A 19,869-nucleotide genomic window follows, 5' to 3' on the forward strand; every position below is an offset into this window, starting at 1 on the left:
AGGGATCGTGCCCTGAGTTGATTACGGAGACTGTTAATGACAGTGCATGCCCCCCTTATCTCTACTCAGGATGATCTCTTCTACGAGGAGGTATCGCTGTTGCTTCCAGAGCGCTTTGCAATCAACTGCAAGGTACTCGACAACCCAGTTCGACAACTTGAAAGTCCAGAAAAGCGTGAGCTCTGCCGGTTACGGCCGTTCTCAGTTCGTCAAATTGCGGGCTATGAAGCGACCTTACAAACCGGCGAGATTCTGAGGATTATCAGCGCTAAGACGGCAACGCAACTCAATGCAGACTTGATTCTACTGGTTGCTGGGGCTTCAGATCCTGCAGAAATTTCTCTGGCACTTGAGCGAGGTGAAGGCCGTTGGGTTGGCAACACCACGATCGACTTAAGCACACTCGATGCAGTTGCTCGGAAATCAAGACTCGAAGCAATTACGGCCTCTTGGGACGACGCCTTCCAACTCCGTGAAAGCCGCCCCGCTAAGGGGGACAGGCCCGCTACACCAGGGTTACGCCGCCCCCAAATTGGAGCGCTGCATGCCTCTCTCGCCCACCTCACGCGATCAGGCTCACCTGCCACTATTGTCATGCCAACAGGTACCGGCAAGACGGAAACTATGCTCGCGCTGAATGCTCACCAGCGTTTCGAGCGATTGTTGGTTGTAGTACCGAACGACGCGTTACGTGAGCAAATCGCCGGGAAGTTTGAAACCTTTGGTGTGCTCAGGCGTCAGGAGTGCCTCAGCTCAAGAGCTGACTACCCAATAGTAATGCGCCTTTGCCACATTCCCACCGCGGTGGATGAAGTGGATCAGATCTTCGGCAGCGCCAATGTGGTGGTGACTACCATGCAGATTGCTGGTCGCGCCGACGCCCAGATCCAGGAGCGTATGGCTGATCACGCATCCGCTCTCTTCATCGATGAGGCCCACCACATTGCGGCTCCGACCTGGGCGCGATTCCGCAGCCTCTTCGTCGATCGTGAACTGCCATTACCTATTTTCCAGTTCACTGCCACTCCATTTCGAGAGGATGGACGACGAGTCGATGGCGAGTTCATCTATACCTACCCGCTCAAGAAAGCGCAGGTAGAAGGCTACTTCAAGCCGATCCGCTTCGAGGCGGTCTTTGGTCTGGGTCAAGCCGAGGCCGATGAGGCGATTGCCGAAAAGCTCGGTGAGATTCTTCAAGGCGATCTCAGCCTTGGTCTAAACCACCTGGCTATGGCGCGGTGCTCCACAATTGAACGCGCCAAGGAGCTTCATCAGCTCTACAGCCGGCGGTTCCCACAACACAATCCTGTCCTTGTTCACAGCAACCAGTCCGCACGGGAAAGGCGTGCAAGCCTTACGGCGCTGCGCCGTTTCGACAGCCGGATTATTGTGTGCGTTGACATGCTCGGCGAGGGCTTCGACTTGCCGGAGCTCAAGATCGCCGGCCTGCACGACCCGCATAAAAGTATTGCTGTCACTATTCAGTTCGTGGGTCGGTTCACGCGACAGGACCCCAGGCTCGGCGATGCAACAGTAATCGCCAACACTGGCGTGGATGACGTCGACCGCTCGTTGGCGAAGCTCTATGCGGAGGATGCCGACTGGAATACGTTGGTCGAGGCGCTGAGTTCTGCCCGGATCGAACGGCAGGTGCGGCGTGCCGAAATGTTTCGGGGCTTCACGGGCGATCTCCGCGACATTCCCCTGCAGACGTTGGAACCCAAGATGAATGCTGTCGTCTACAGGACGACCTGCGAAGCTTGGGATCCGCTGCGAGTAGAGGATCTCTGTTCACCTGGCGTGTACCGCGGCATGAAGCTCAATCAGCAGCGCCGAGTCGCCATATTCGTTACGCGTAATGAAGAACAGGCGGGATGGACTACAGCTCAGCAAGCCACCAATGTCATCTGGGATCTGCACATGATGCATTGGGATGAGGACGCTGGACTGCTGTTCATTAGCAGCTCCATGAAAGGCCCTCATGACAAGCTTGCCAAGGCTATCTGTGGCGACACCGCGCGCCGAATCGAGGGTGAAGACGTGTTTCGGAGTCTTCATGGCTTCAAACGGCTGATTCTGCGCAATCTGGGACTCACTCATCATCAGGGCCGCGGAGTGCGCTACTCCATGTACATGGGCGTTGATGTCGCTGACGGACTCGACACCGCTAAGCAGTCCAGAATCAAGAACAATGTCTTCGCCACTGGCTTCCTAGATGGTGTGCCGGCCATTCGTGGTTGCTCGGTGAAAGGTAAGTTCTGGTCGATCACTCCGGTCCGAGACCTGACCGATTGGGTGGATTGGTGCCAGGGAATTGGTCGGTTGGTGAGCGATTCCGGAATCACGACTGATGAAGTGTTCAAGAGTGCAATGCGACCTCGTCTGATCAGCGAGAGGCCTGCCGTTCCTCCCGTCGCGATTCACTGGCCGGAGTCGCTAATGACGCAGATCGAGGAACGTATAGAAATCAGATTCGATGACCAGGTTGTCCCGTTCGCTGAATGCGATATCGAGCTTCTCAGTCATGAGAGAACCGGTCCGCTGCGATTCGCCGTAACCAGCGACGCCTATTTCGCCGAGTTTGAAATCGAGTTCAACGATGGGGGAGCCTGCTATCCACAGCGAGTGGGGGCGGAGACAACCATTAAGATTGGCAGTGCTGTGAAGACGTTATCTGAGTCGTTTGGAGACGATGCGCCTCAGATCGACTTTGGCGATGGGTCGCTTCTGATCTACAGCCATCTCTACGCGCTGCCTGACGGCGTGTCTGTTGAGCCGTACCCAACTGACAAGATTGTTGAGTGGGATTGGGCCGCCACCAACATACGGGCCGAATCTCAAGGTGTCGAGAAACGCCCTGACTCTGTCCAGCGTAAGGTCATTGAATACTTGCTCTCCGATGGCAACGTATATGACCTGATTTTTGACGATGACGGGAAAGGGGAAATTGCTGACGTGGTTTCTCTGCGTGTCACTGACAGCTTAGTGCAGGTCACGCTCTACCATTGCAAGTTTTCAAGCAGTGATACCCCTGGATCTCGCCTCGGAGATCTCTACGAGGTCTGCGGGCAAGCGCAGAAATCTGCTCGGTGGCGCGATCGCCCGAACCGCATGTTTGCTCACATGCTGAAGCGAGAGAAGCTTCGTCTCGAAAAGGGGCAGAGTTCTCGATTCGAACTGGGTACCGCAGCATCGCTCAAGAAGCTGAAGGCGAGCTGGCAAGATTATCGCTATGAGTTCGACGTTCGAATTGTACAGCCAGGGTTATCGCGCGCAGCGGTTAACGAAGAGGGGTTGCATCTGTTGGCTGGGGTTGAAACGTATCTGTTAGAAACCCGCGCGATGAAGCTTCGAGTCATTGGCAGCGCATGATCTGCCATGCTACTTCAGAGAATTCAGGGTGGATTACTGGCGGGCTGCGTTGCGTTCCACGTCGCCTGATGCAACTGAGAAAGGAAGGAACCGATGTCTCTGCTCTCCCTGCTTCGAAGTCCGGTGGCTGTACAGGCTGCTATTGATGAATTTGTGCAGCTTGGGAGAACGAAATTCCTGGCGCGATATGGCTTTGGTAAATCACGCGATTTTCTGGTGCGTGATCCCCAAACAGGGGTCGACTGCGACTCCAAAGCAATTGCCGGCGTCGCCTTCGGCAAGCAGTTCCCTGACCAGGGGCCGCTGAGCGCAGACAGCTTCTCGGGCGGCGAAGCCACGGTTGTGCCTGTGCTAACTACCCTCGGTTTTACCATCATCCGCATCGGTGAAGACTGGTCGGAAGCTGAGGTGGAGGCCACGGTTAGCGACTATTTTGAAATGCTACGCGCTGAAGCCGCTGGACGGTCTTACAACAAGACCGAACACAACCAGGCGCTACGGCGACTGCTGAGTGGTCGCAGTAAATCCTCGGTCGAGCTCAAACACCAGAACATCAGCGCCGTACTCGACGCGCTGGGCCTTCCCTACATCAACGGCTACAAGCCAAGAGGCAACAGCCAGCTGCTGCTCCGCAAAGCTGTACACGCGTATGTACTTAGGCACCAGCAGCTTGTAGGTACCATCGTCGATGCAATGGAGGAGGTAAAGCTGCCCAGCGAGAAGACGTATCTCGCTGCACTGGTCGAGGCTCCGACGCGTGATGAGCTTGTGCGTGGCTCTGGTGCCGTTCGGCAACGGCTGCCGCGCAAGCTCGACTTTGCCGCTCGCGATGAGGCTAACCGCAAGCTGGGGCGGGCAGGGGAGCAGTGGGTTATCGAATTTGAGCAGCAGCGGCTGACCGATATGGGTAATCCTGAACTATTCCAGCGCCTGGATTGGGTGGCAGATACGCAAGGGGATGGAGCTGGCTTCGACATTCTGTCGTTCGAAGACGCCGTGCGGCATCGTTTCATCGAGGTCAAAACCACCAATGGCAGCGTCGCTTCGTCCTTCCTGGTGAGCCACAACGAGCTTGAGTTTTCGAAGGAAGTCGGAAACCAGTTTTACCTCTACCGGGTATTCCAATTCAGAGAGGGGCCGCGCTTGTTCACGCTCAACGGCGATCTAACCCAGCACGTGCACCTAAAACCGACGGATTTTCGAGCAAGCTTCCGGAGTTTCGTGAGTTGAAGGTTGGATCGGTAGTCATGATTCAAATGGCTGCAATCGACTGTGGATTCAACCCGCACACTGGCTCCAGTCGGCGAAAAGCGGACTATTCCGCACCGGCTTGAAGTCCATTATTGAGGCGTGAAGGCATCTAGGAAAGAAGGGGCGACTCACATGACTGCTACAGCAAGCCCAGGGCTTTTCATTGGGTGGGACGTAGGGGCTTGGAACTGCGACAAGAACCCCAACAGCCGGGATGCTTTAGTCGTACTTGATGGCCAGCGGAAGCTCATGGGGAAGCCCTGGCGCGGTAGCCTTCGCCGCGTGATCAATCAGTCTGTGTGTACAGATGATTTCCTTCTTCGACTCCTCAGCCTTTGCGGAGTAGAAGGCCAGTACCAATCCGCACGAGTGGTCTTGGCCATCGATACACCGCTGGGATTTTCTCAGGGGTTTATTGATCTACTGGTTAACTGCCATGCAGCTGATTCGATTGATCGGTCAGCCGAAAACCCATACCTGTTTCGCCGAACTGAGCGTTTTCTCTTTGAGCGTGGGCTCAGTCCGCTATCAGCGTTGAAGGACATGATCGGTAGCCAGGCGACCAAAGGCATGCATGTGCTGGCCCGCTTCGCTCCTCAAATTGAGACCTGCGGGGTATGGACGGACAGTGCGCGGTTGCGAGCTATTGAGGCATACCCTAGTGCCTGCAAGCGTTCAGCCACCATGGCCGAATTGCACGAAGGATTCGGTATTAGTAGGCAAGCCGGTAGTGAACTACCTGAGGGTTTCCAGCATGGTGATCAGCTCGACGCACTGACCTGCGCCTTGATCGCCTGGCTATTTCACCTCCAGCCACAAAAGCTGCTCCAGCCGGAGCAAAATGTACCCGTCAAGGAAGGCTGGATCTTCGTTCCAGTCGATGGCTGAGGTTGCTAGACGTAATGGATGCGAAAGCTTCGACATATGAAGACAGCGTGATACTCAGTCAGGAAGAAATTTCAGAGTACCTGGCAGCATTTGGTGAGAAAGAGGTTTACCTCCGTGAGGCTGTGCTGTTGCTTCCAGTGGAGAAGGTGTATGCCTTGCTGGATATCAATCTCCGCTCGCTGTGGGAGGCAATCAAGGAAATACGCGGAGGGCTCCCAACGAGCAAGACTGCGCTGAAGTACCTTTCTAAATCTGCTTCAGATGTTTCCACCAAGCCGCAACACAGGTTCATACGTGCTGTACCTATGCCTAGGCAGGCAACAGAGCTCTCCATAGCTCAAATGGAAAAAGGCTTTACCATTCCCACAATCACAAGCTGGCTTGGCTTTCTAGAGCTGTCGCGCCCTAACCCTGTAGTACTGGACTACTGGAAGGCCAAGCTCTACGCGCTCTCGGATCTCAGTGGGCAAGTGATTCGCTTATTGCCAAATAAGCATGACCGGTTCGCTGCTTACACCTCATCAGATGTGGTCGAACAGCTCGGATGTCCGGCAAGTCGTCAGTCGATACTTGATCTGCTGCATGACCTCAGCGAAGACGAGCTTGTGCAGAGCAGAGCACTTGCGCAGCTGATGTCTGCTGATAGCCTGGCGACACTGCTCAGGTTGGCTGCATGGTTTATGGCAGATTCGCAGGTAGGTAACTGGGAGTTTGAACTAGAGGAAGGAACACAGAATGTCATCCATGCAGCCTGGGTCATACCAACGTGGTGCGCATCAAACCAGTCTTGGTCAAACCCCATGCAGGCCGCACTCGAAAAGCTGGCTTCCCTTGCAGGGCTAACCAAGAAAAGGCCAGGGCCTGTCACTTATCTTGGAAAGCTATGGGCAGCGCACGATGGCATGGAGCCGGAATCACGAATTCGCTTGTTGCGGAACTGGATGCAACTCAAAGGTGGGCGCCCGTCTTTTCAGATGCTTCTTGATCTGATCAAGGTCAGTTATGACCTGCACATCCGGCAAAGAGGTGATCTGCCACTCGATGCGAAAGCAGATTACTGGCAGGGGGCATGCGTGTTTCGCTTCGCCGAGACGATGTCCTTGCTAATTCGAGATCTAAAGCGTTCTGGTTGGCCTACAGAGCTCGTGATCTCGCTAATGGATGTGTATGAAACAGAGTACCGAATGGCACGCCGCTTGTTGGGCAAGCCCTTAGAAAACTGAAGGCGCCACACAGGCGCCTTCAATTCGGGGGATCAGATTCGATCCTCCCAGTCCTCAGGACGCTCATCGTACCCACGTGACTCCCAGTAGGAGTCATGGTTCGGGTTCAGCTGGTTAGCGTGGTTGTCTTGATCACTTTTCTGGCTCATGGCCGTCTCCCTCAGTTGATGCCCGCAGAAATTTGCGTGCGGGGCCAGTATCGGAAACAGGCAGGCCTCAAAATAGGGAATTGAAATGGAAACTTTCAGGTTGAGTCGACCCTATTTCTATAGGTAGGTCAGTGCAATGTCGCACCTGCCACACGTGTCGTTAGTGACGACATATGAGCGTAACGTGTACTCGAAATGTGCTTTTTGCGACACGTTGCTTCACGGTTTGTGCAGTCAGCAAATAGGCATATCGCTCGCCCATCCGGCGAGCATAGTGCGGGAGTTGGTAGGTGCGTAATTGCACTGACTTGACCATCCAATTGCATTCCACCTGACCGGGCATTTGCATTCGTATTAACCACCCGATTGCTCCCAAAAGAAAACGCTTCCTTAGAGGGCACCGACGAAGGGCGGCCATGAGAAGGATGCGCGGGGCGCATGCCGCTCCCAAGATTAGGTGGCGTGGGTGTCAGCGCGCTCAGACAAGCTACAAGTGTTTTTTGGGCTAGCGGGCCAGTCAGAAATCCCTGTCGCGCTTTTCGCTGCGATGGCGATCAACAGTGTGGGGTGTGCACTGTACCTGGACCCAGTCTACGTGATGGACCTCAATAGACTTGGGGTCTATCCGGAGCGTCATGTCCCGTACGTCATGATCCCAATGAGACGTGGTGCCAGAAGGCACCAGAAATCCGGTCACGTCGCCTGGCCTCGGGGCTGCTGAAGCGGGTTGAAGAGGCACTTGCTCGCTGACATAGTACTCGACCTCCCATCCGTCCTCGGACCCATAGCCGGTGTACGCCTCAATCTCGGTGCCTCTCGGGAGTTCCATCGCTTCAACCTGCGCAGCCATGTGAAAGAGAACGACATTGCGCCCGTCCTTCGACTGTGCTGATTGGAAGATGATCCCATCGAGTCGCGGCTCGTTTTCTGTTGCAAGGAAGTCGGCGATCGCCTGCGTCGCCAGGTAGTCGAAGTCTTGGTCATCTGGCATGACCGGCCGGGTGATCCGCCGCCCCAGGGATCTCAGGAAGGCGACCCGTTCGAGCCTGTCCTTGAGGGACGGATCGAAGATGCTTCCTTCGTCATGCACGTCCCCCAGTGCGGTTAGGTCAAGGAGCCGAAGCGGACGAATGATGCTGAACCTAGCAACTACGGCCCTGCTTCCCACGGGAGGACGCACTTCAGCAATCGCAACACTTGCGTCCGTCGCACCATAGAAGACAGAAATGCCTTGTGCGTTCATTCGGCCGGAAGTGGCAAGGCGCGCTGGCGGCGAGCCAAGATGAAGGTCCGGACGACACAGTGCTTCCTTGAGTTTCCCATCCGACTGGAAAACACGGGCACGATAGAGGTGGTCTAGCGGAAACTGCGGCCCCGCGTCTACCACGAGCAGGCGACCGTCCGTTGTCCTGAGCTTGTCGATATCGCCGAAGATCGACGCAAGATGGGCAGCAGCAGTGCGGCTGAAAAACCGGGCTTCCGACTTCAGCGATTGTTCGAAGTGGTGCCACTCCATCTGCCAAGCCTGCTCGCTGGAGCCCTTCTCCTCGTAGTACGAGTCGGATGAGAATTCGGTCTCTTCACCCATGGCGGCTGAATCGAAGTCTCCGTGCTTGTCTTCAAGGAGCGATAGCACGTCCACCGCCGCCTCTTGTGGCATCTCGGCAGCGTTCTCAATGGCCTCAAGGACTGGGATGCCATCGCGGTACCAGACGTAGTCGGATTCTTTGTCCGCCAGCAGCCGTTCCTGCCATGAGTCTGGTTGATCTGACGTGCGAGTGTAGTGGTGCTCGAATGCCGTCTCGATCCGATCCACTAGCTCATCAATCGTCCAGGATTGCCCGGTCTCTCCGCAATAGGAACACTTACCCTCCTCGCCAGTTCGTTCGATCTCGTCGGACAGGTACACCTCACCGACGCACTCGAAGCAAATGCGCTTGGCCCTGATCTCGTCGCTTTCGTCGGTATACAGCATGAAACCTGATCCTCCCTCCGCGCACACGCCATCATCCTCGTCCTCGATCTGCGCATGCAAGGATCGCTTTGTCGCTGAACTAGCCGTGGGCTCGGTGCTTGGGCCGGTAAGTCGCACCGCGACACGGTCGGCTCGCAGTGCGAACTAATTATTGGAGGTTGCCTTAGGCATCTGCTCCTACTCTCGGGATTGCAACCGGACGGTCGAGAGCAACCGCATGTGAACGTTCTTTGCCGGCCCCTTCTTCGACGTGTATTGGTCAAGCCGGATGCAAACATCTGGTCAGGTGGAATGCAATTGGGTGATCAAGTTCATGCAACTTCGCAGTAGGTCAGGGGAGAGCGGGGGCTACTCACTTCAGGGAAACTGATGACCCCGCTACTGGGTTGTATGACGTAGATTTGTATGCAGTCGCGGCCACCGGTCATGTGCCCAGGCATAGCCCACGGGCGAGGTGGTGGTCACTACATACACCCGCTGCTCTATGTCCGTCTCAAGCAATAGCCCCTCTATCGCTTGACCTGGCTCCAGGTCGAACCAATGCGACACTCGCTCGGCGTCTTTTTCCATGAACCGTTCCGCCACGATGCTTACCGTACGCGGGTGGTAGCGCGCCCACTTGCCGGCTGTGATCGAGTCTTGCCGTGCCCAGCCAGTGGCGGGTAGGTGGCCGGGTTGTTCGCGGCGTCGGCCCCAGGGCACCCACTCGGTGGTACCGTCTGCCTGCAGCACGGGCAGGGCGGCCTTGGGGTTGGGAAAATAGATCTTCCATACTTGGTCGGCCACGCGGGCCTGCACACCACCACACATTCTTGCCTCCCCGCGCTTTCGCACCGTTTTTCATGTTCTAGACTGCCGGAGCAGGACGCGCATTCACTATCCAACGGAAAAGGAGTTCCATCATGGGCAATCTATGCCTTACCCGGCGTGCCGGCGAACAGATCCGGCTGACCATCGATCCCGCCGTAGATACCGACAAGCTGCTGCGTCTGCTGCTGCGCGACGGTATTACCGTGCAGATGTTGGAGGTGGATCATGGCAAGGTGCGCCTGGCTATCGAGGCGCCCAACCAGGTGAAGATCCTGCGTGCCGAGCTGGTGGACGACTGGCCAACTGTCGGCGGGGCGATACTGGTGGATTGACCGAATTAGGCTCTTCTCGAATACTGTATGCATAAACAGTATTTTGCGGAAGTGCCCAGATGTCCCTTTCCATCCTTGCCCGCGGTGCGCGCCTGCGTGAACGCCTCCTTTCCGACGCCGCAGACCTTCGTATCACTGGCTTCCAGTCACCTGCCGACGATGAGAAGGAAGATGGGCTTTCCCTCGATCGTCTCACTGGCCTGGGCGCGCCGCATATCTGGGGTGTACAGGTGCTGGATGACACGCTGGTCGGGTTCGGTATTTTTCCGGGTGACCGCTTGATCGTGAACCGTGCTGCAGGCCACCTGGAGGGCAGGCTGGTGGTGGTCGATCTGGGCGGCGAGGGCTACCGCGTGCGGCTGGTGGCGCGGGATCTGTTCGGCGGTCTTTGGCTGAAGGCTGCCGATCCGGTGGTGCCGGATGTGCAGCTGGATGGTGAAGAGCCGGTCGAGGTGTGGGGCGTGGTGAGCTGGGTGGTCAGCCACGTTGCGCCATGAGCAGTACCGGGCGCGTGTTCGCGCTGATCGACTGCAACTCCTTCTACTGCAGTTGCGAGCGTATCTGCCAGCCGGAGCTAAAACGCCGGCCGATGGTAGTGCTTTCGAACAACGACGGCTGCGTGATCGCCCGATCCGCGGAGGCCAAGGTGCTGGGCATTGGCATGGGCGCCGCCTACTACCAGGTGCGCGAGCAAATGCGCCGGCAAGGTGTGGTGGCGCGCTCCAGCAACTACACCCTGTATGCCGACATCAGCAACCGCGTGATGCGGGTTATGGCCGAGGAACTGGCCGGCATTGAGGTGTATTCCATCGACGAGGCCTGGGGCGACATGACCGGCATCGCCGATGTCGAGGCACACGGACGGCACATTCGGCAACGCCTGGCGCGTGAGATTGGCATGCCGGTCGGGGTGGGAATCAGCACCACCAAAACCCTGGCGAAGTTGGCCAACTGGGCCGCGAAGAAGTGGAAGGGCACCGGCGGCGTGCTTGATCTGACGTCCCCGGCTCGGCAGGAGAAGCTGCTGCGCATAGCACCGGTGAGCGAGGTGTGGGGTGTTGGCCATCGCTCGGCGGCCAATTTGGCGGCGTTGAATATCATCACCGCTTGGGATCTTGCCCGGTTCGATATCGGCACCCTGCGCAAGACGTTCGGCGTAACCATGGAGCGCACTGCACGTGAGTTGGGCGGCATCAGTTGCATCGGTTTCAACGAGGGGCCGGCACCGAAGGAGTCCATTGGCTCAAGCAAGATGTTCGGTGTACGCCAGACGGAGCTGCCGCCGATCCGCCAGGCGCTGACCGCCTACGTGAGCCGGGCGGCGGAGAAGTTGCGTGGCCAGGCCTCGTTGTGCAGCACCATCCAGGTGGGCCTACAAACCCAGCTGGCAGACCTAAAGGGGCCGCGCTACGCCAATGCAGTCACCATGGCAATGCCAGCGCCGACAGACGACACCCGCGAGATCCTGGCGCGCGCCCAGCAAGGGCTGACGCAGATCTATCGACCCGGCTACCCATACTCGAAATGCTCCATCTTGCTGATGGGCCTAAGTCGGCGCGGCGAGCTGACACCAGACCTGTTCTCGCCGGCGCCACGCCGTGGAGCTGAGCGGCTGATGGCGGTGGTCGACCAAATCAATCAGAAGGAAGGACGAGGCACCGTGCGCATCGGCAGCGTGCCTGCTGCACCGGCCTGGGCCATGCGCAGAGAAATGCTCAGCCAGCGCTACACGACGCGCTGGGAAGAGGTGATTGGGGTACGTGGATAGTTGAAATTTGGTGTCTGCCCTCGGTAATGTACGGTCTTCCGCCAGTTACTGTTTACGCCAGAGGCACTGCTTTCTCTGCGTATTACCTCACCTCAAGACTGCGCTGTTGGGCGAGGCTCGTGTACGTACAGGTCAGAACGCTCATCGATTTTTCCAAGTCGGACTAGACGTGCAGCAATCCCACCCTTGCCGCAGTGTTCTACACATAAACTGCACTGAGCTTGATAATGGGGGCTGATTCTCTGTTATTCCCATATTATTTTTCTGGACGATTTTTATGGCGAGAAGAAGCTCTAGGTCTTGTGTCGTATGGGTTTGCATTTTAATAAAGTCTCTGTGCGGGTAATATGCTTTATATGTAAGTCATATATCGGGTGAGGATATGCTTGCATGGACTAATGTTGAGGCCTAGGGGCTATTCCCCTAGGCAGGGAATAAGTTGGTGTGCCTCAGAGGTGATTTAAAAAATACTCAGTGTGTTGTTTGTATGTGTTCAACAACTGAGTGCTACTCATGCAGCGTCATCCAGTCAATAGAAATCTGAGTGTTTATAGTGGTGAAACCTTTCATGGTTTCGCTATCATGGCCGACAAAGGTCCCTTCATTTACGAATATCTTGAGACACTGAAAGTCACCATAGGGCGTGCGCTTGGTCAGTACCCAAGGGTATTTGCGTTTCGTTGTGACCTTCGATTTCCAGCTAATGCCTTGCGAAGCGATAAAGGTGATTCGAACTCTGTTATGAGCGAATTCTTGGCCTCGTTTAAGGCTCAGATTGAAAGTAGTCGTAACGTGGCAGCAAGAAATAATCAACATACACATAAAAGCGAGGTGCGTTACGTCTGGGCAAGGGAGCAAGGTCAGGGTAGTAATGTGCACCATTACCACCTGCTTATTCTGTTGAATTGGGATGCGTTCTACACGCTCGGCAGGTTTGGCTCTGAGCGTGTAAACATGATTCACCGATTGGAACAGGCTTGGGCCTGTGCATTAAGGCTACCTTTAGACTGCATCCAGGGCTTGGTCCATATACCTCGCGATGCGAAGCACCACATTCGTCGTTATGATCCGATTGGCCAAGAAAGGTTGTTCTATCGAGCAAGTTATCTGTGCAAGGAGGCAACCAAGCCCTTTGGCAACAGCTGCCACGTATTTGGTAGTAGTCGTAACTAAAAAAGAAAACTGAACAGGCTACAGCCAGGCGCCTTATTATCAAGGTGCCTGGCTGTAGTTAATGGGACGGAATATTTACTGTTGTCGACAGGCTTTGGCAGCATCTCTCACTTCCTGCAGCAGGCTGTCAGGTGGAGTGTGGTACCGATGTTCCATAGATATCAGGTCTTGCGGAGAGTACTTCTGTTCAAGTTTTTCGTAGGTGCAGATGCACACTGCTTTGGAGGCTCCGGATTGCACGCAGCCGGAGAGGAATTCCCCCTTTGCACGCGAGTGTTCGTCCGAACAACCCCCGAGGACCAGTAGGAGTGCCATCAGAGTGAGTCGTGTGCGCATGAGCTTTCCCTAGCGAAGCACCATGGCGCACCCGAACATCACGCCCACCACCAAGCCGATCACCTGTGGCCCAAGCGCCCAGAACACTTTGATCCAGATCAGGCTGAGCATGCCGCCATTGGTGAAGACCCCGTCGGGTTGAGCGAATTTACGAATGGCATCGCCCAGCAGTGCGCCACCCCAGCCTAGGCCAGCACCAACGAGCACGGCCATGCACTTGGCAAACCATCCGGCACCCAAAGCCATGGCTGATGTGTTGAAGACCACACTGAATATCGCGACGACCAGGGCTGCGAAACCCCAGCCGATGATCGCCGGGCTGACGCTTGCTGCCACCTGGCTGTCGTTGTTGAACTCGCCCTGATCGTGTCTGTGTTGTTCCATAGTGTTTTCCTTGTAGAGAAGAGCGCTGCGGTGTTACCAGGCAGTCCAGCAACTATTTTGCTGATCACCCAGTACCGGCAACGCGGCTTGTAGGTTCTTGGTGGGGAGGTTGACGGTCTGGCCGTTTGCACTCAGTTGCAGGCGATTAGCTTTGCGCAAGGCGGGCCAGAACTCAGCCTTAAAGATGTCGCTGCAGGCACGGCAGTCGGTGTTGAAAGGGTTGCTGTAGTTTTTGCCGTCGACGATGACATCGAAGCCTTGCTCGTCTTCGGAGCTATAGGTACGCCCGTGTATGGCGGCGCTTGCGGAGATGTAACGGTTCTCGTCATCCGGGCAAGCAATGACCAGCTCATTACCGTTGCCGTCATCGACGGCATATTCACTGGTGCCCATCGCCCAGCCGGACGTCCATTCGTGAGGGGCAGCATAGGCGCCGATACTGGCCACCAAGCCCAGGCAGGCGATGAGTAGAAGGCTTCGGTTCATTGGATGTTCCTTATCGCGGGGGAGGGTGTGAAGTGGAGTTGATATTCATCCTTATAGGTTGATTCTCGACTTTGCGTGTTCTTCATGTCAATGAGGTGGTGCCCAACCATCTAGGTTGAGTTGGGAGGGCGTCGTGAGCGAGAGTGAACAGAAGCAGCTGGCAGCCGGAATCGGTCGTGCCATATCGAAACAACGCACCCGTTGCGGGCTGACGCAGGAAGAGGTTGCAGTGCGATTGGGACTGGGTAACGAGGCGATTTCGCGCATCGAGCGTGGGATTGTGATTCCCAACATCGCACGCCTACTTGAATTTGCTGCGATCTTTGAGTGCGGAGCGGCAGAGTTGCTGACCGAGGTCAGCCCCCGTGTTGATGACCAGGCCAGTCGGATTAGCCACCTAATACATTCGCTGGAGCAGAATGACCGGGAGTTGGTGGTTGAGATGGTGGAGATGTTGAGCGAGCGCTTGGCTCGGGGTTGAGAGCGGAGCTGGGTAGGGTGCAGCTTGGTCGATCAGTGAGTGGGATGCTAGTCGAACAGCGCGCCGCAACGCAGGCATAGGCAGTTGAATCCGGCGAAGTGAAAGCGCACGACATCCTCTGCCGCCTTCCTGGCCTTTGGGTACGCGGGCGCTATTGATGCCATGCCGCTGAGAAAGTCGGCATGGCCGCTCCCTTCATCTGGGCGCTGAGCGCTTTTTATCGCGCTGTGGAGTAACCCCACTATCAGCGTCAGCCCTTTGGCTGCGTCCCGTGTCAGTACGGCGCTAGAGGCGCAGATGAGACACTGTCTGTTCATCGTCATGCTCCTTATTGAGTTGAGGCGGCCAGTGCTTGCCTAGTGGCTCGGGTAGTGATTATTTCGGTAACTCAGAGATGGACATCTGCCGATGTGGTTTCGGGCGCCAACGCCTTCACGAGGCGGCAGAACACCCAACACGCCAGCAGCACAGCGATCAGCACTAGAGGAAAACGCACCATCAGAATCACCAGCAGCAGAAGGACCAGGCACCCGGCGAGAATGCCGGCAAACATGAGCGCGGCGGCAAAGACTCGTAGTAGCTTCATCGTCGTGCTCTCCTCACAGGTAGCCCTGCTCTGCAAGCGATACGCAGCCTTCGCGGCCCACCACGACATGGTCCAGTGTTCGCACCCCGACCAGATTCAAGGCCTCCTGCAGTTTGTGGGTTAGGTTACGATCGGCTTGGCTGGGTTCAGGATCCCCAGATGGATGGTTGTGCACCAGGATCATTGCGGCGGCGTTGTGCTCCAGCGCCGCTTTGACGATCTCACGGGGGTACACGCTAGCGCCGTCGAGAGTGCCCCTGAACATTTCCTGGAAAGCGATAACTCGGTGGCGGCTATCGAGGTGGAGTAAAGCGAAAACCTCATGCTCGTGATCGGCCAATAGCACCTGAAGATGGCTGAACACGTCCTGCGGTGAAGTCAGTGCTCGGCCGCGGCGCAGACGCAGATTAGCCAGTTGCCGAGCCATCAACAGGATGTCGGCTTCGGTGACTGGAGACTCGACCAGGTAAGTGCCGGTCGATTCACTGGCCGTCATTTTGTGCAGGCGCATGCTGGACTCCTTGAATAATTGATGAGGTATGGCGCTGGGCTTGTGCGTCCAGCTTCTCGGCCAGACTGGCTTTCACAGGGCTCTGGGGATTATTGATGGCTGGAGATGCTGTCTCTTCTGCGGCGTAGAACTCTTCGGCGATAGCACCAGCATCTTCCTCGCTGTCCTCGAAGGCGCCATTGCCGAAGCCACGCTGCGCCGCTTCGTCCAAGGCGGCCTGATCGAATCCAGATGCTTGCCGCTGCGCATCGAGTTCATTAGCGGTGAGCAGTGCTTCCGCCATGTTCATACCGTCGCGCACCGTCAGGTCGAGGTAGAAAATCGGTGTGCCATGGCTTTGCCGGGTCGACTTACCACGTAGGCGAAGCTCCAGCGGCAAGCAGGCTAGGCGATTGCCCGAGACGGCTTGGAAGTAATGCAGCCGGGCGGCGAGGGTGCGAATGCTGTTGAAACCGGTGGTACGGAACACAAAACTACCCAGCGGATCATCATCGCCAATGGCCACGTTCAGTCGGCCGTAGGGCTTGCACGCCCCACCTTTGGCCAGCGGGCAGGCATCTGGCGAAGGGCAGGGCAGCGACTGCATGCCGTTTGGGGTGGCCCGCTTGCATTTCTCGCCATTGCCCACGCACAGCGGCCGTCCGGACTGCCGGTCGAACAGGGTGTAGTCGGCACGAAAATTCAGCTCCGGTTCGTTGAACAGCAGGCGTATCGGGATGCTGCGCAGCTTGTCGTCCTTGTCCTGACGCAGCTCGTCATTGAGCGGGTGCAGTAGCCAGCCATCCTTGCCTTGTACTTGGGAGGTGATGGTGAACTGGTCATCCTTTTCCGGCAGGCGCTTGCCGTTTTTCTCGACGACCTTGCCGATGGAGATGCGCCCGAGTACCGGCGGGGTGAGTGCGAGACCTTTGAGCATGATGGCTCTCCTGGAAATGAAAAAAAGGCCAGGCACGCAGCGCGAACTGCATGGACTGGCCAAGGGGAGGGAAGGGTGAAAGAGATGGAAATCAGCCGACTAGGAAGCGCCGCGCTCCGGGTTTCAGCAACGGGTACTTGGCCTGCAGGTAGGGCTTGTCCTGGAGAAGTTGAGTGACATCGAGACCGATGCTGTCCTTGGCCTTGCGCCAAGACACATAGCCACTAGTGAACTCAGCACGACTGGCATCGCCCATGGCCTGTTGCAGCATCTGCTTGAGTTCAGACTCGCGCTTTTCCTTGTCGGAAATCGATTGGCGAACGGCTTTCAGCTCGATGAAGGCAGCTGCCAGCCCGGCTTGACCGCTGAAGTCGACAACCTGGCCGTTGTCCTCCGGGTAGAGGCAGCGCAGCGCCGTGTCGGCGGACGCCGTGCCATCAGCCGGCGGAGGCGTGTCGGTTTCCACGTAGTGCCAGAACTTGCGCTCCAACTCGATCAGGCGAGCAATCATCTGCTCGTCCCGCTCGATACGGTGGATCTCCAGCGTCTGGCCACCGAGCAAAACAGCTACATCAGCTGCCTGCTTGCCGGTGACAGCGAGCTGGTGCATCACCTGCAGTTGCACATACTCCGGCACGCCTTCTTTCCAGAGGCGTGCGCCGTTTATGCCGGCCGTCTTGCATTCAAGGATCTGCACATCGTCAGCACCAATAACTTCGCGGTCGATGTTTGCCAGCATCCAGGGCAGTTCGGGATCAGGATGCTGCAGCACGGCGTTGATGCGCCGCACTTTGTGCTTGGTGCGCTTGCTGTAATGCCAGGCCACGATGGGCTCCAGCACGTTGCCCCAGTACATCGGGCTTTCCTCGTCCTGAGGATCAGCCTTCGGCATACCTGCATCGCGCCCGGTTTTCTCCAACCACAGCTCCAACTGCGACTTGTAGGGGTTGAGGCCCACAGCAGCTGCAGCATCCGAACTGCCGATGCCTTGTTTGCGGATCTGCAGCCAATCCTCGCGCGGTAGCTCCTTGGTGCTGACCAGGCGCAGGGCTGGGCGTTTCTTGCTGGTGCTGCCGTTCAATGACGTTGCTTTCATGGTGTTCACCTGCAGACATAAAAACGCCCGACCAGCACAAGGCTGACCGGGCGCGAGGGTTGATGTGAGTGAGGGTTAAGCTGCGAGTTGCAGTGCTGCATCTAGAGCACGTTGCTTGATCTGTGCGCCCTGACCGAACCAGGCCGAGTCCATGCGATATTCGTTGTTGCGAGCACGGCGCTCGTGATCGACGAACTCGGTCACGGCGTTGAGCAGGCCCCAGGCGGTACCGCGTGCCGAGTCCAACTGACTGCCCCGGCCACGGCCTTCGTACAACTCCTGCACCTTGCGCAGGGCGCGCTCGTTGGGCAGTTGTTCCGGTAAAGCACCGGTCGGGCTGGTTTCGCATAGCACGTTAAGGAAGAACCCCATTACCTCGTGCCACTGCACCTTGCGCTCGGCCAGCGCGCGCATGCGGTAGATGAAGTCGTCCCATTGCGAGACGGCGATGCCGAGTTGCTTCTTCACCGCCTTGGGATCGAAGCGGGTGTTGTGCGGCACCTTGATCGCGCGGCTGGTGCCATCCAGGGCGATGGTCAGGGTGTTGTTGCAGACTACCCGCACAGTGGTCGGCGTAGCGGTGGTGGCCAGAGTGCCGTCGCAGGACGTGGCCAACAGTAGGTAACCATTGACCTGGTCACTGCCCTTGATCGCAGCACCTTGCCCGGTACGTGCCAGCGCCCAGAACTTGCGTCCGCCCTTGAGCACGCCAGCGGTTTCCAGCTCGTAGCCGGAGACCTCGGTCAGGTCACGATAAAACTCCAACACTTCCCTTGGCTGCACCGTGTGATAGCGCTGGGAGACCACCGACAGCGGCGCTTTGGTGTCCGAACGGAACAGTACCTTCTGTTCGGGGAAGGAGTAGATGACGCCCAGGTGGCCGACAGCATCTGACTTGAAATGCACGGGGCTTTCGAGGATCTGCCATTCCATCCCTGCTTCGCGCTGCCAGACTTCGATTGGTTGTTTCTGAGTGAGTTGATTGCCGAGGCCGTGCCATGGAGTGGAGCCTGCATAAGCCATTTGTTCGATCTGATGAGCCATAAGAAAGATTCCTTTCAGCAGCCAGACATAGGCGCTGCGCTATGCGCAGCACGCCTGAAGGTTTGAGTGATTGAGGTGAAGTCGTGGGAGGAGGAGCGCAGGTCAGCACGGGGGGCGGTGCGTGCTGAAGTGATAACCACATTCCTGACAATGGTTGTTCATGAGCACTTGACGATCGAGATGATCACCCAGCTGTGCACCCAATAGGCAGCCACTGGCACTTCCGATCAGGCCACCTACAACAACGCTGACCGCTGCTCCGGTTGCAGATCCCAGCGGCCCTGCAATTGATCCTATTGAGGCCCCGGCTCCGCCGAGGATCCGAGCCGAGTTGATACCGCGCGCCAATCCGCTAATCGCACCTATAGAGGCGCAGATTTTTAGTGCAGAACGTTTCTGTGTGATGAGTACTGATGAGCAACGTGGACACTGCAATGACATGGTTCAAGCTCCATGTGGGGTAGGTTCATAGCAGTGATCTAGATCTGAAATAAATTGGAGTGTGGATAGTCTCGGTATGGAGTAGCTATCAATTTTTGCTGGAAAGTTGGTTCCCTCTGAAGAAAGTTAGTTCCCCTCTACAGCAGATGCCCAGTGTTGGGGCCACGCTTGGTCCTGGAGGTGCTCAGCCTGGCGGATCCACCAGGAACATGGGCCTTCTTTCGTGTTGTCTAGCTCCTAACTGGTTTCTCTGGGTGTCTGTGTAGGGTTTTCCTGTCCATTGGTGTTGCTGAGTGAGGCTCTGGCGGGACGTATGTAGCGTGATCTAGCTGGTTTTTTCCGTTTTTATTTTGTGTCCACCGGAATGTGCTAGCAGAAGTCAGGTGCGTTTATGCCAAGACCCTGCAAAACTTTTGGCATCTAATCGAATAGGTGATTGAGATGGCCGATATAGATTCCGCGTTTAAAATTTTGAGGATTAGGCAGGTTCAAGAGCGAACAGGCTTAAGTCGGTCGACAATATACGATCGATTAAACCCATCCTCTCCGCGGTTTGATGCGGACTTCCCTAGGCCTGTAAAGATTGGTGCGGCAGCAATAGGTTGGATTGAGGAGGGGGTTGATAAGTGGATCAGGAGTAGAGTGCC

At 56.7% G+C, this 19,869-nt stretch carries 19 protein-coding genes; 10 read left to right on the top strand and 9 right to left on the bottom strand.

Annotated features, from left to right (window positions below):
- Positions 1-36: 36 nt before the first annotated feature.
- The 4 genes from P7A97_RS18295 to P7A97_RS18310 all read left to right on the top strand — a co-directional run bounded on the left by P7A97_RS18295 (position 37) and on the right by P7A97_RS18310 (position 6,734).
- Complete coding sequence (locus P7A97_RS18295) at positions 37-3,372, top strand: DEAD/DEAH box helicase family protein (RefSeq protein ID WP_277691773.1); 3,336 nt, start codon at positions 37-39, stop codon at positions 3,370-3,372.
- A 93-nt stretch (positions 3,373-3,465) separates the two neighbouring features.
- Positions 3,466-4,602 (top strand): DUF3883 domain-containing protein, encoded by a 1,137-nt coding sequence (locus P7A97_RS18300; RefSeq protein WP_277691775.1) that lies wholly within the window; start codon positions 3,466-3,468, stop codon positions 4,600-4,602.
- A gap of 153 nt (positions 4,603-4,755) precedes the next feature.
- Complete coding sequence (locus tag P7A97_RS18305; protein WP_277691776.1) at positions 4,756-5,511, top strand: DUF429 domain-containing protein; 756 nt, start codon at positions 4,756-4,758, stop codon at positions 5,509-5,511.
- Between the two features lie 14 nt (positions 5,512-5,525).
- Entirely contained in the window at positions 5,526-6,734 is a 1,209-nt protein-coding gene (locus tag P7A97_RS18310; protein ID WP_277691777.1) for a hypothetical protein, read from the top strand.
- A 666-nt stretch (positions 6,735-7,400) separates the two neighbouring features.
- Here P7A97_RS18310 and P7A97_RS18315 read toward each other — a convergent pair.
- The gene (locus P7A97_RS18315; RefSeq protein ID WP_277691778.1) at positions 7,401-8,858 is read right to left on the bottom strand and encodes an RES domain-containing protein; all 1,458 of its coding nucleotides are present in this window, start codon (positions 8,856-8,858) and stop codon (positions 7,401-7,403) included.
- A gap of 378 nt (positions 8,859-9,236) precedes the next feature.
- Entirely contained in the window at positions 9,237-9,644 is a 408-nt protein-coding gene (locus tag P7A97_RS18320; protein WP_277691779.1) for a hypothetical protein, read from the bottom strand.
- 116 nt (positions 9,645-9,760) lie between these two features.
- Between P7A97_RS18320 and P7A97_RS18325 the strand changes: the two genes are divergently transcribed.
- From P7A97_RS18325 to P7A97_RS18340, 4 genes are all read left to right on the top strand, one after another.
- A complete protein-coding gene (locus tag P7A97_RS18325) occupies positions 9,761-10,000 on the top strand; it encodes a carbon storage regulator (protein ID WP_277691781.1) in 240 nt (79 codons plus the stop codon).
- A gap of 59 nt (positions 10,001-10,059) precedes the next feature.
- A complete protein-coding gene (locus P7A97_RS18330) occupies positions 10,060-10,497 on the top strand; it encodes a S24 family peptidase (RefSeq protein WP_277691783.1) in 438 nt (145 codons plus the stop codon).
- Positions 10,494-11,768 (top strand): translesion error-prone DNA polymerase V subunit UmuC, encoded by a 1,275-nt coding sequence (gene umuC / locus P7A97_RS18335; protein ID WP_277691785.1) that lies wholly within the window; start codon positions 10,494-10,496, stop codon positions 11,766-11,768. The genes P7A97_RS18330 and umuC overlap by 4 nt, the downstream gene beginning before the upstream one ends.
- 513 nt (positions 11,769-12,281) lie before the next feature.
- A complete protein-coding gene (locus P7A97_RS18340) occupies positions 12,282-12,941 on the top strand; it encodes an inovirus Gp2 family protein (RefSeq protein WP_277691786.1) in 660 nt (219 codons plus the stop codon).
- A gap of 345 nt (positions 12,942-13,286) precedes the next feature.
- Here P7A97_RS18340 and P7A97_RS18345 read toward each other — a convergent pair whose 3' ends face one another.
- Both P7A97_RS18345 and P7A97_RS18350 read right to left on the bottom strand, forming a co-directional pair.
- Positions 13,287-13,661, bottom strand: coding sequence for a hypothetical protein (locus P7A97_RS18345; protein WP_277691787.1), 375 nt, complete (start codon positions 13,659-13,661; stop codon positions 13,287-13,289).
- A gap of 33 nt (positions 13,662-13,694) precedes the next feature.
- Positions 13,695-14,147 (bottom strand): hypothetical protein, encoded by a 453-nt coding sequence (locus P7A97_RS18350; RefSeq protein WP_277691788.1) that lies wholly within the window; start codon positions 14,145-14,147, stop codon positions 13,695-13,697.
- Between the two features lie 133 nt (positions 14,148-14,280).
- Between P7A97_RS18350 and P7A97_RS18355 the strand changes: the two genes are divergently transcribed.
- Positions 14,281-14,628, top strand: coding sequence for a helix-turn-helix transcriptional regulator (locus tag P7A97_RS18355; RefSeq protein ID WP_277691790.1), 348 nt, complete (start codon positions 14,281-14,283; stop codon positions 14,626-14,628).
- 388 nt (positions 14,629-15,016) lie between these two features.
- On the opposite strand, the gene P7A97_RS18360 is transcribed toward P7A97_RS18355, so the two are convergent.
- From P7A97_RS18360 to P7A97_RS18380, 5 genes are all read right to left on the bottom strand, one after another.
- Complete coding sequence (locus tag P7A97_RS18360) at positions 15,017-15,214, bottom strand: hypothetical protein (protein ID WP_277691792.1); 198 nt, start codon at positions 15,212-15,214, stop codon at positions 15,017-15,019.
- 13 nt (positions 15,215-15,227) lie between these two features.
- The gene (radC, locus tag P7A97_RS18365) at positions 15,228-15,725 is read right to left on the bottom strand and encodes a DNA repair protein RadC (RefSeq protein ID WP_277691793.1); all 498 of its coding nucleotides are present in this window, start codon (positions 15,723-15,725) and stop codon (positions 15,228-15,230) included.
- Positions 15,697-16,641, bottom strand: a complete 945-nt coding sequence (locus P7A97_RS18370; protein ID WP_277691794.1) for a hydrolase or metal-binding protein — start codon at positions 16,639-16,641, stop codon at positions 15,697-15,699. Before P7A97_RS18370 ends, radC begins: the two co-directional genes overlap by 29 nt.
- A 91-nt stretch (positions 16,642-16,732) precedes the next feature.
- Complete coding sequence (locus P7A97_RS18375; RefSeq protein WP_277691795.1) at positions 16,733-17,737, bottom strand: YqaJ viral recombinase family protein; 1,005 nt, start codon at positions 17,735-17,737, stop codon at positions 16,733-16,735.
- Between the two features lie 75 nt (positions 17,738-17,812).
- Complete coding sequence (locus P7A97_RS18380) at positions 17,813-18,781, bottom strand: DUF932 domain-containing protein (protein WP_277691796.1); 969 nt, start codon at positions 18,779-18,781, stop codon at positions 17,813-17,815.
- A gap of 882 nt (positions 18,782-19,663) precedes the next feature.
- Here P7A97_RS18380 and P7A97_RS18385 point away from each other — a divergent pair.
- A partial coding sequence (locus P7A97_RS18385; protein ID WP_277691797.1) for an AlpA family phage regulatory protein occupies positions 19,664-19,869 on the top strand: 206 nt, incomplete at its 3' end.

Origin of the sequence: Pseudomonas sp. GOM6 (genome assembly GCF_029537485.1) — a bacterium.
In the GTDB taxonomy this organism is placed as follows: domain Bacteria; phylum Pseudomonadota; class Gammaproteobacteria; order Pseudomonadales; family Pseudomonadaceae; genus Aquipseudomonas.

Bases quoted from the DNA above. Each gene is read 5' to 3' on its own strand.
- P7A97_RS18295 (WP_277691773.1), top strand. From the start codon at position 37: ATGACAGTGCATGCCCCCCTTATCTCTACTCAGGATGATCTCTTCTAC.
- P7A97_RS18300 (WP_277691775.1), top strand. From the start codon at position 3,466: ATGTCTCTGCTCTCCCTGCTTCGAAGTCCGGTGGCTGTACAGGCTGCT.
- P7A97_RS18305 (WP_277691776.1), top strand. From the start codon at position 4,756: ATGACTGCTACAGCAAGCCCAGGGCTTTTCATTGGGTGGGACGTAGGG.
- P7A97_RS18310 (WP_277691777.1), top strand. From the start codon at position 5,526: ATGGATGCGAAAGCTTCGACATATGAAGACAGCGTGATACTCAGTCAG.
- P7A97_RS18315 (WP_277691778.1), bottom strand. From the start codon at position 8,858: ATGCTGTATACCGACGAAAGCGACGAGATCAGGGCCAAGCGCATTTGC.
- P7A97_RS18325 (WP_277691781.1), top strand. From the start codon at position 9,761: ATGGGCAATCTATGCCTTACCCGGCGTGCCGGCGAACAGATCCGGCTG.
- P7A97_RS18330 (WP_277691783.1), top strand. From the start codon at position 10,060: ATGTCCCTTTCCATCCTTGCCCGCGGTGCGCGCCTGCGTGAACGCCTC.
- umuC (WP_277691785.1), top strand. From the start codon at position 10,494: ATGAGCAGTACCGGGCGCGTGTTCGCGCTGATCGACTGCAACTCCTTC.
- P7A97_RS18340 (WP_277691786.1), top strand. From the start codon at position 12,282: ATGCAGCGTCATCCAGTCAATAGAAATCTGAGTGTTTATAGTGGTGAA.
- P7A97_RS18345 (WP_277691787.1), bottom strand. From the start codon at position 13,661: ATGGAACAACACAGACACGATCAGGGCGAGTTCAACAACGACAGCCAG.
- P7A97_RS18350 (WP_277691788.1), bottom strand. From the start codon at position 14,147: ATGAACCGAAGCCTTCTACTCATCGCCTGCCTGGGCTTGGTGGCCAGT.
- P7A97_RS18360 (WP_277691792.1), bottom strand. From the start codon at position 15,214: ATGAAGCTACTACGAGTCTTTGCCGCCGCGCTCATGTTTGCCGGCATT.
- radC (WP_277691793.1), bottom strand. From the start codon at position 15,725: ATGCGCCTGCACAAAATGACGGCCAGTGAATCGACCGGCACTTACCTG.
- P7A97_RS18370 (WP_277691794.1), bottom strand. From the start codon at position 16,641: ATGCTCAAAGGTCTCGCACTCACCCCGCCGGTACTCGGGCGCATCTCC.
- P7A97_RS18375 (WP_277691795.1), bottom strand. From the start codon at position 17,737: ATGAAAGCAACGTCATTGAACGGCAGCACCAGCAAGAAACGCCCAGCC.
- P7A97_RS18380 (WP_277691796.1), bottom strand. From the start codon at position 18,781: ATGGCTCATCAGATCGAACAAATGGCTTATGCAGGCTCCACTCCATGG.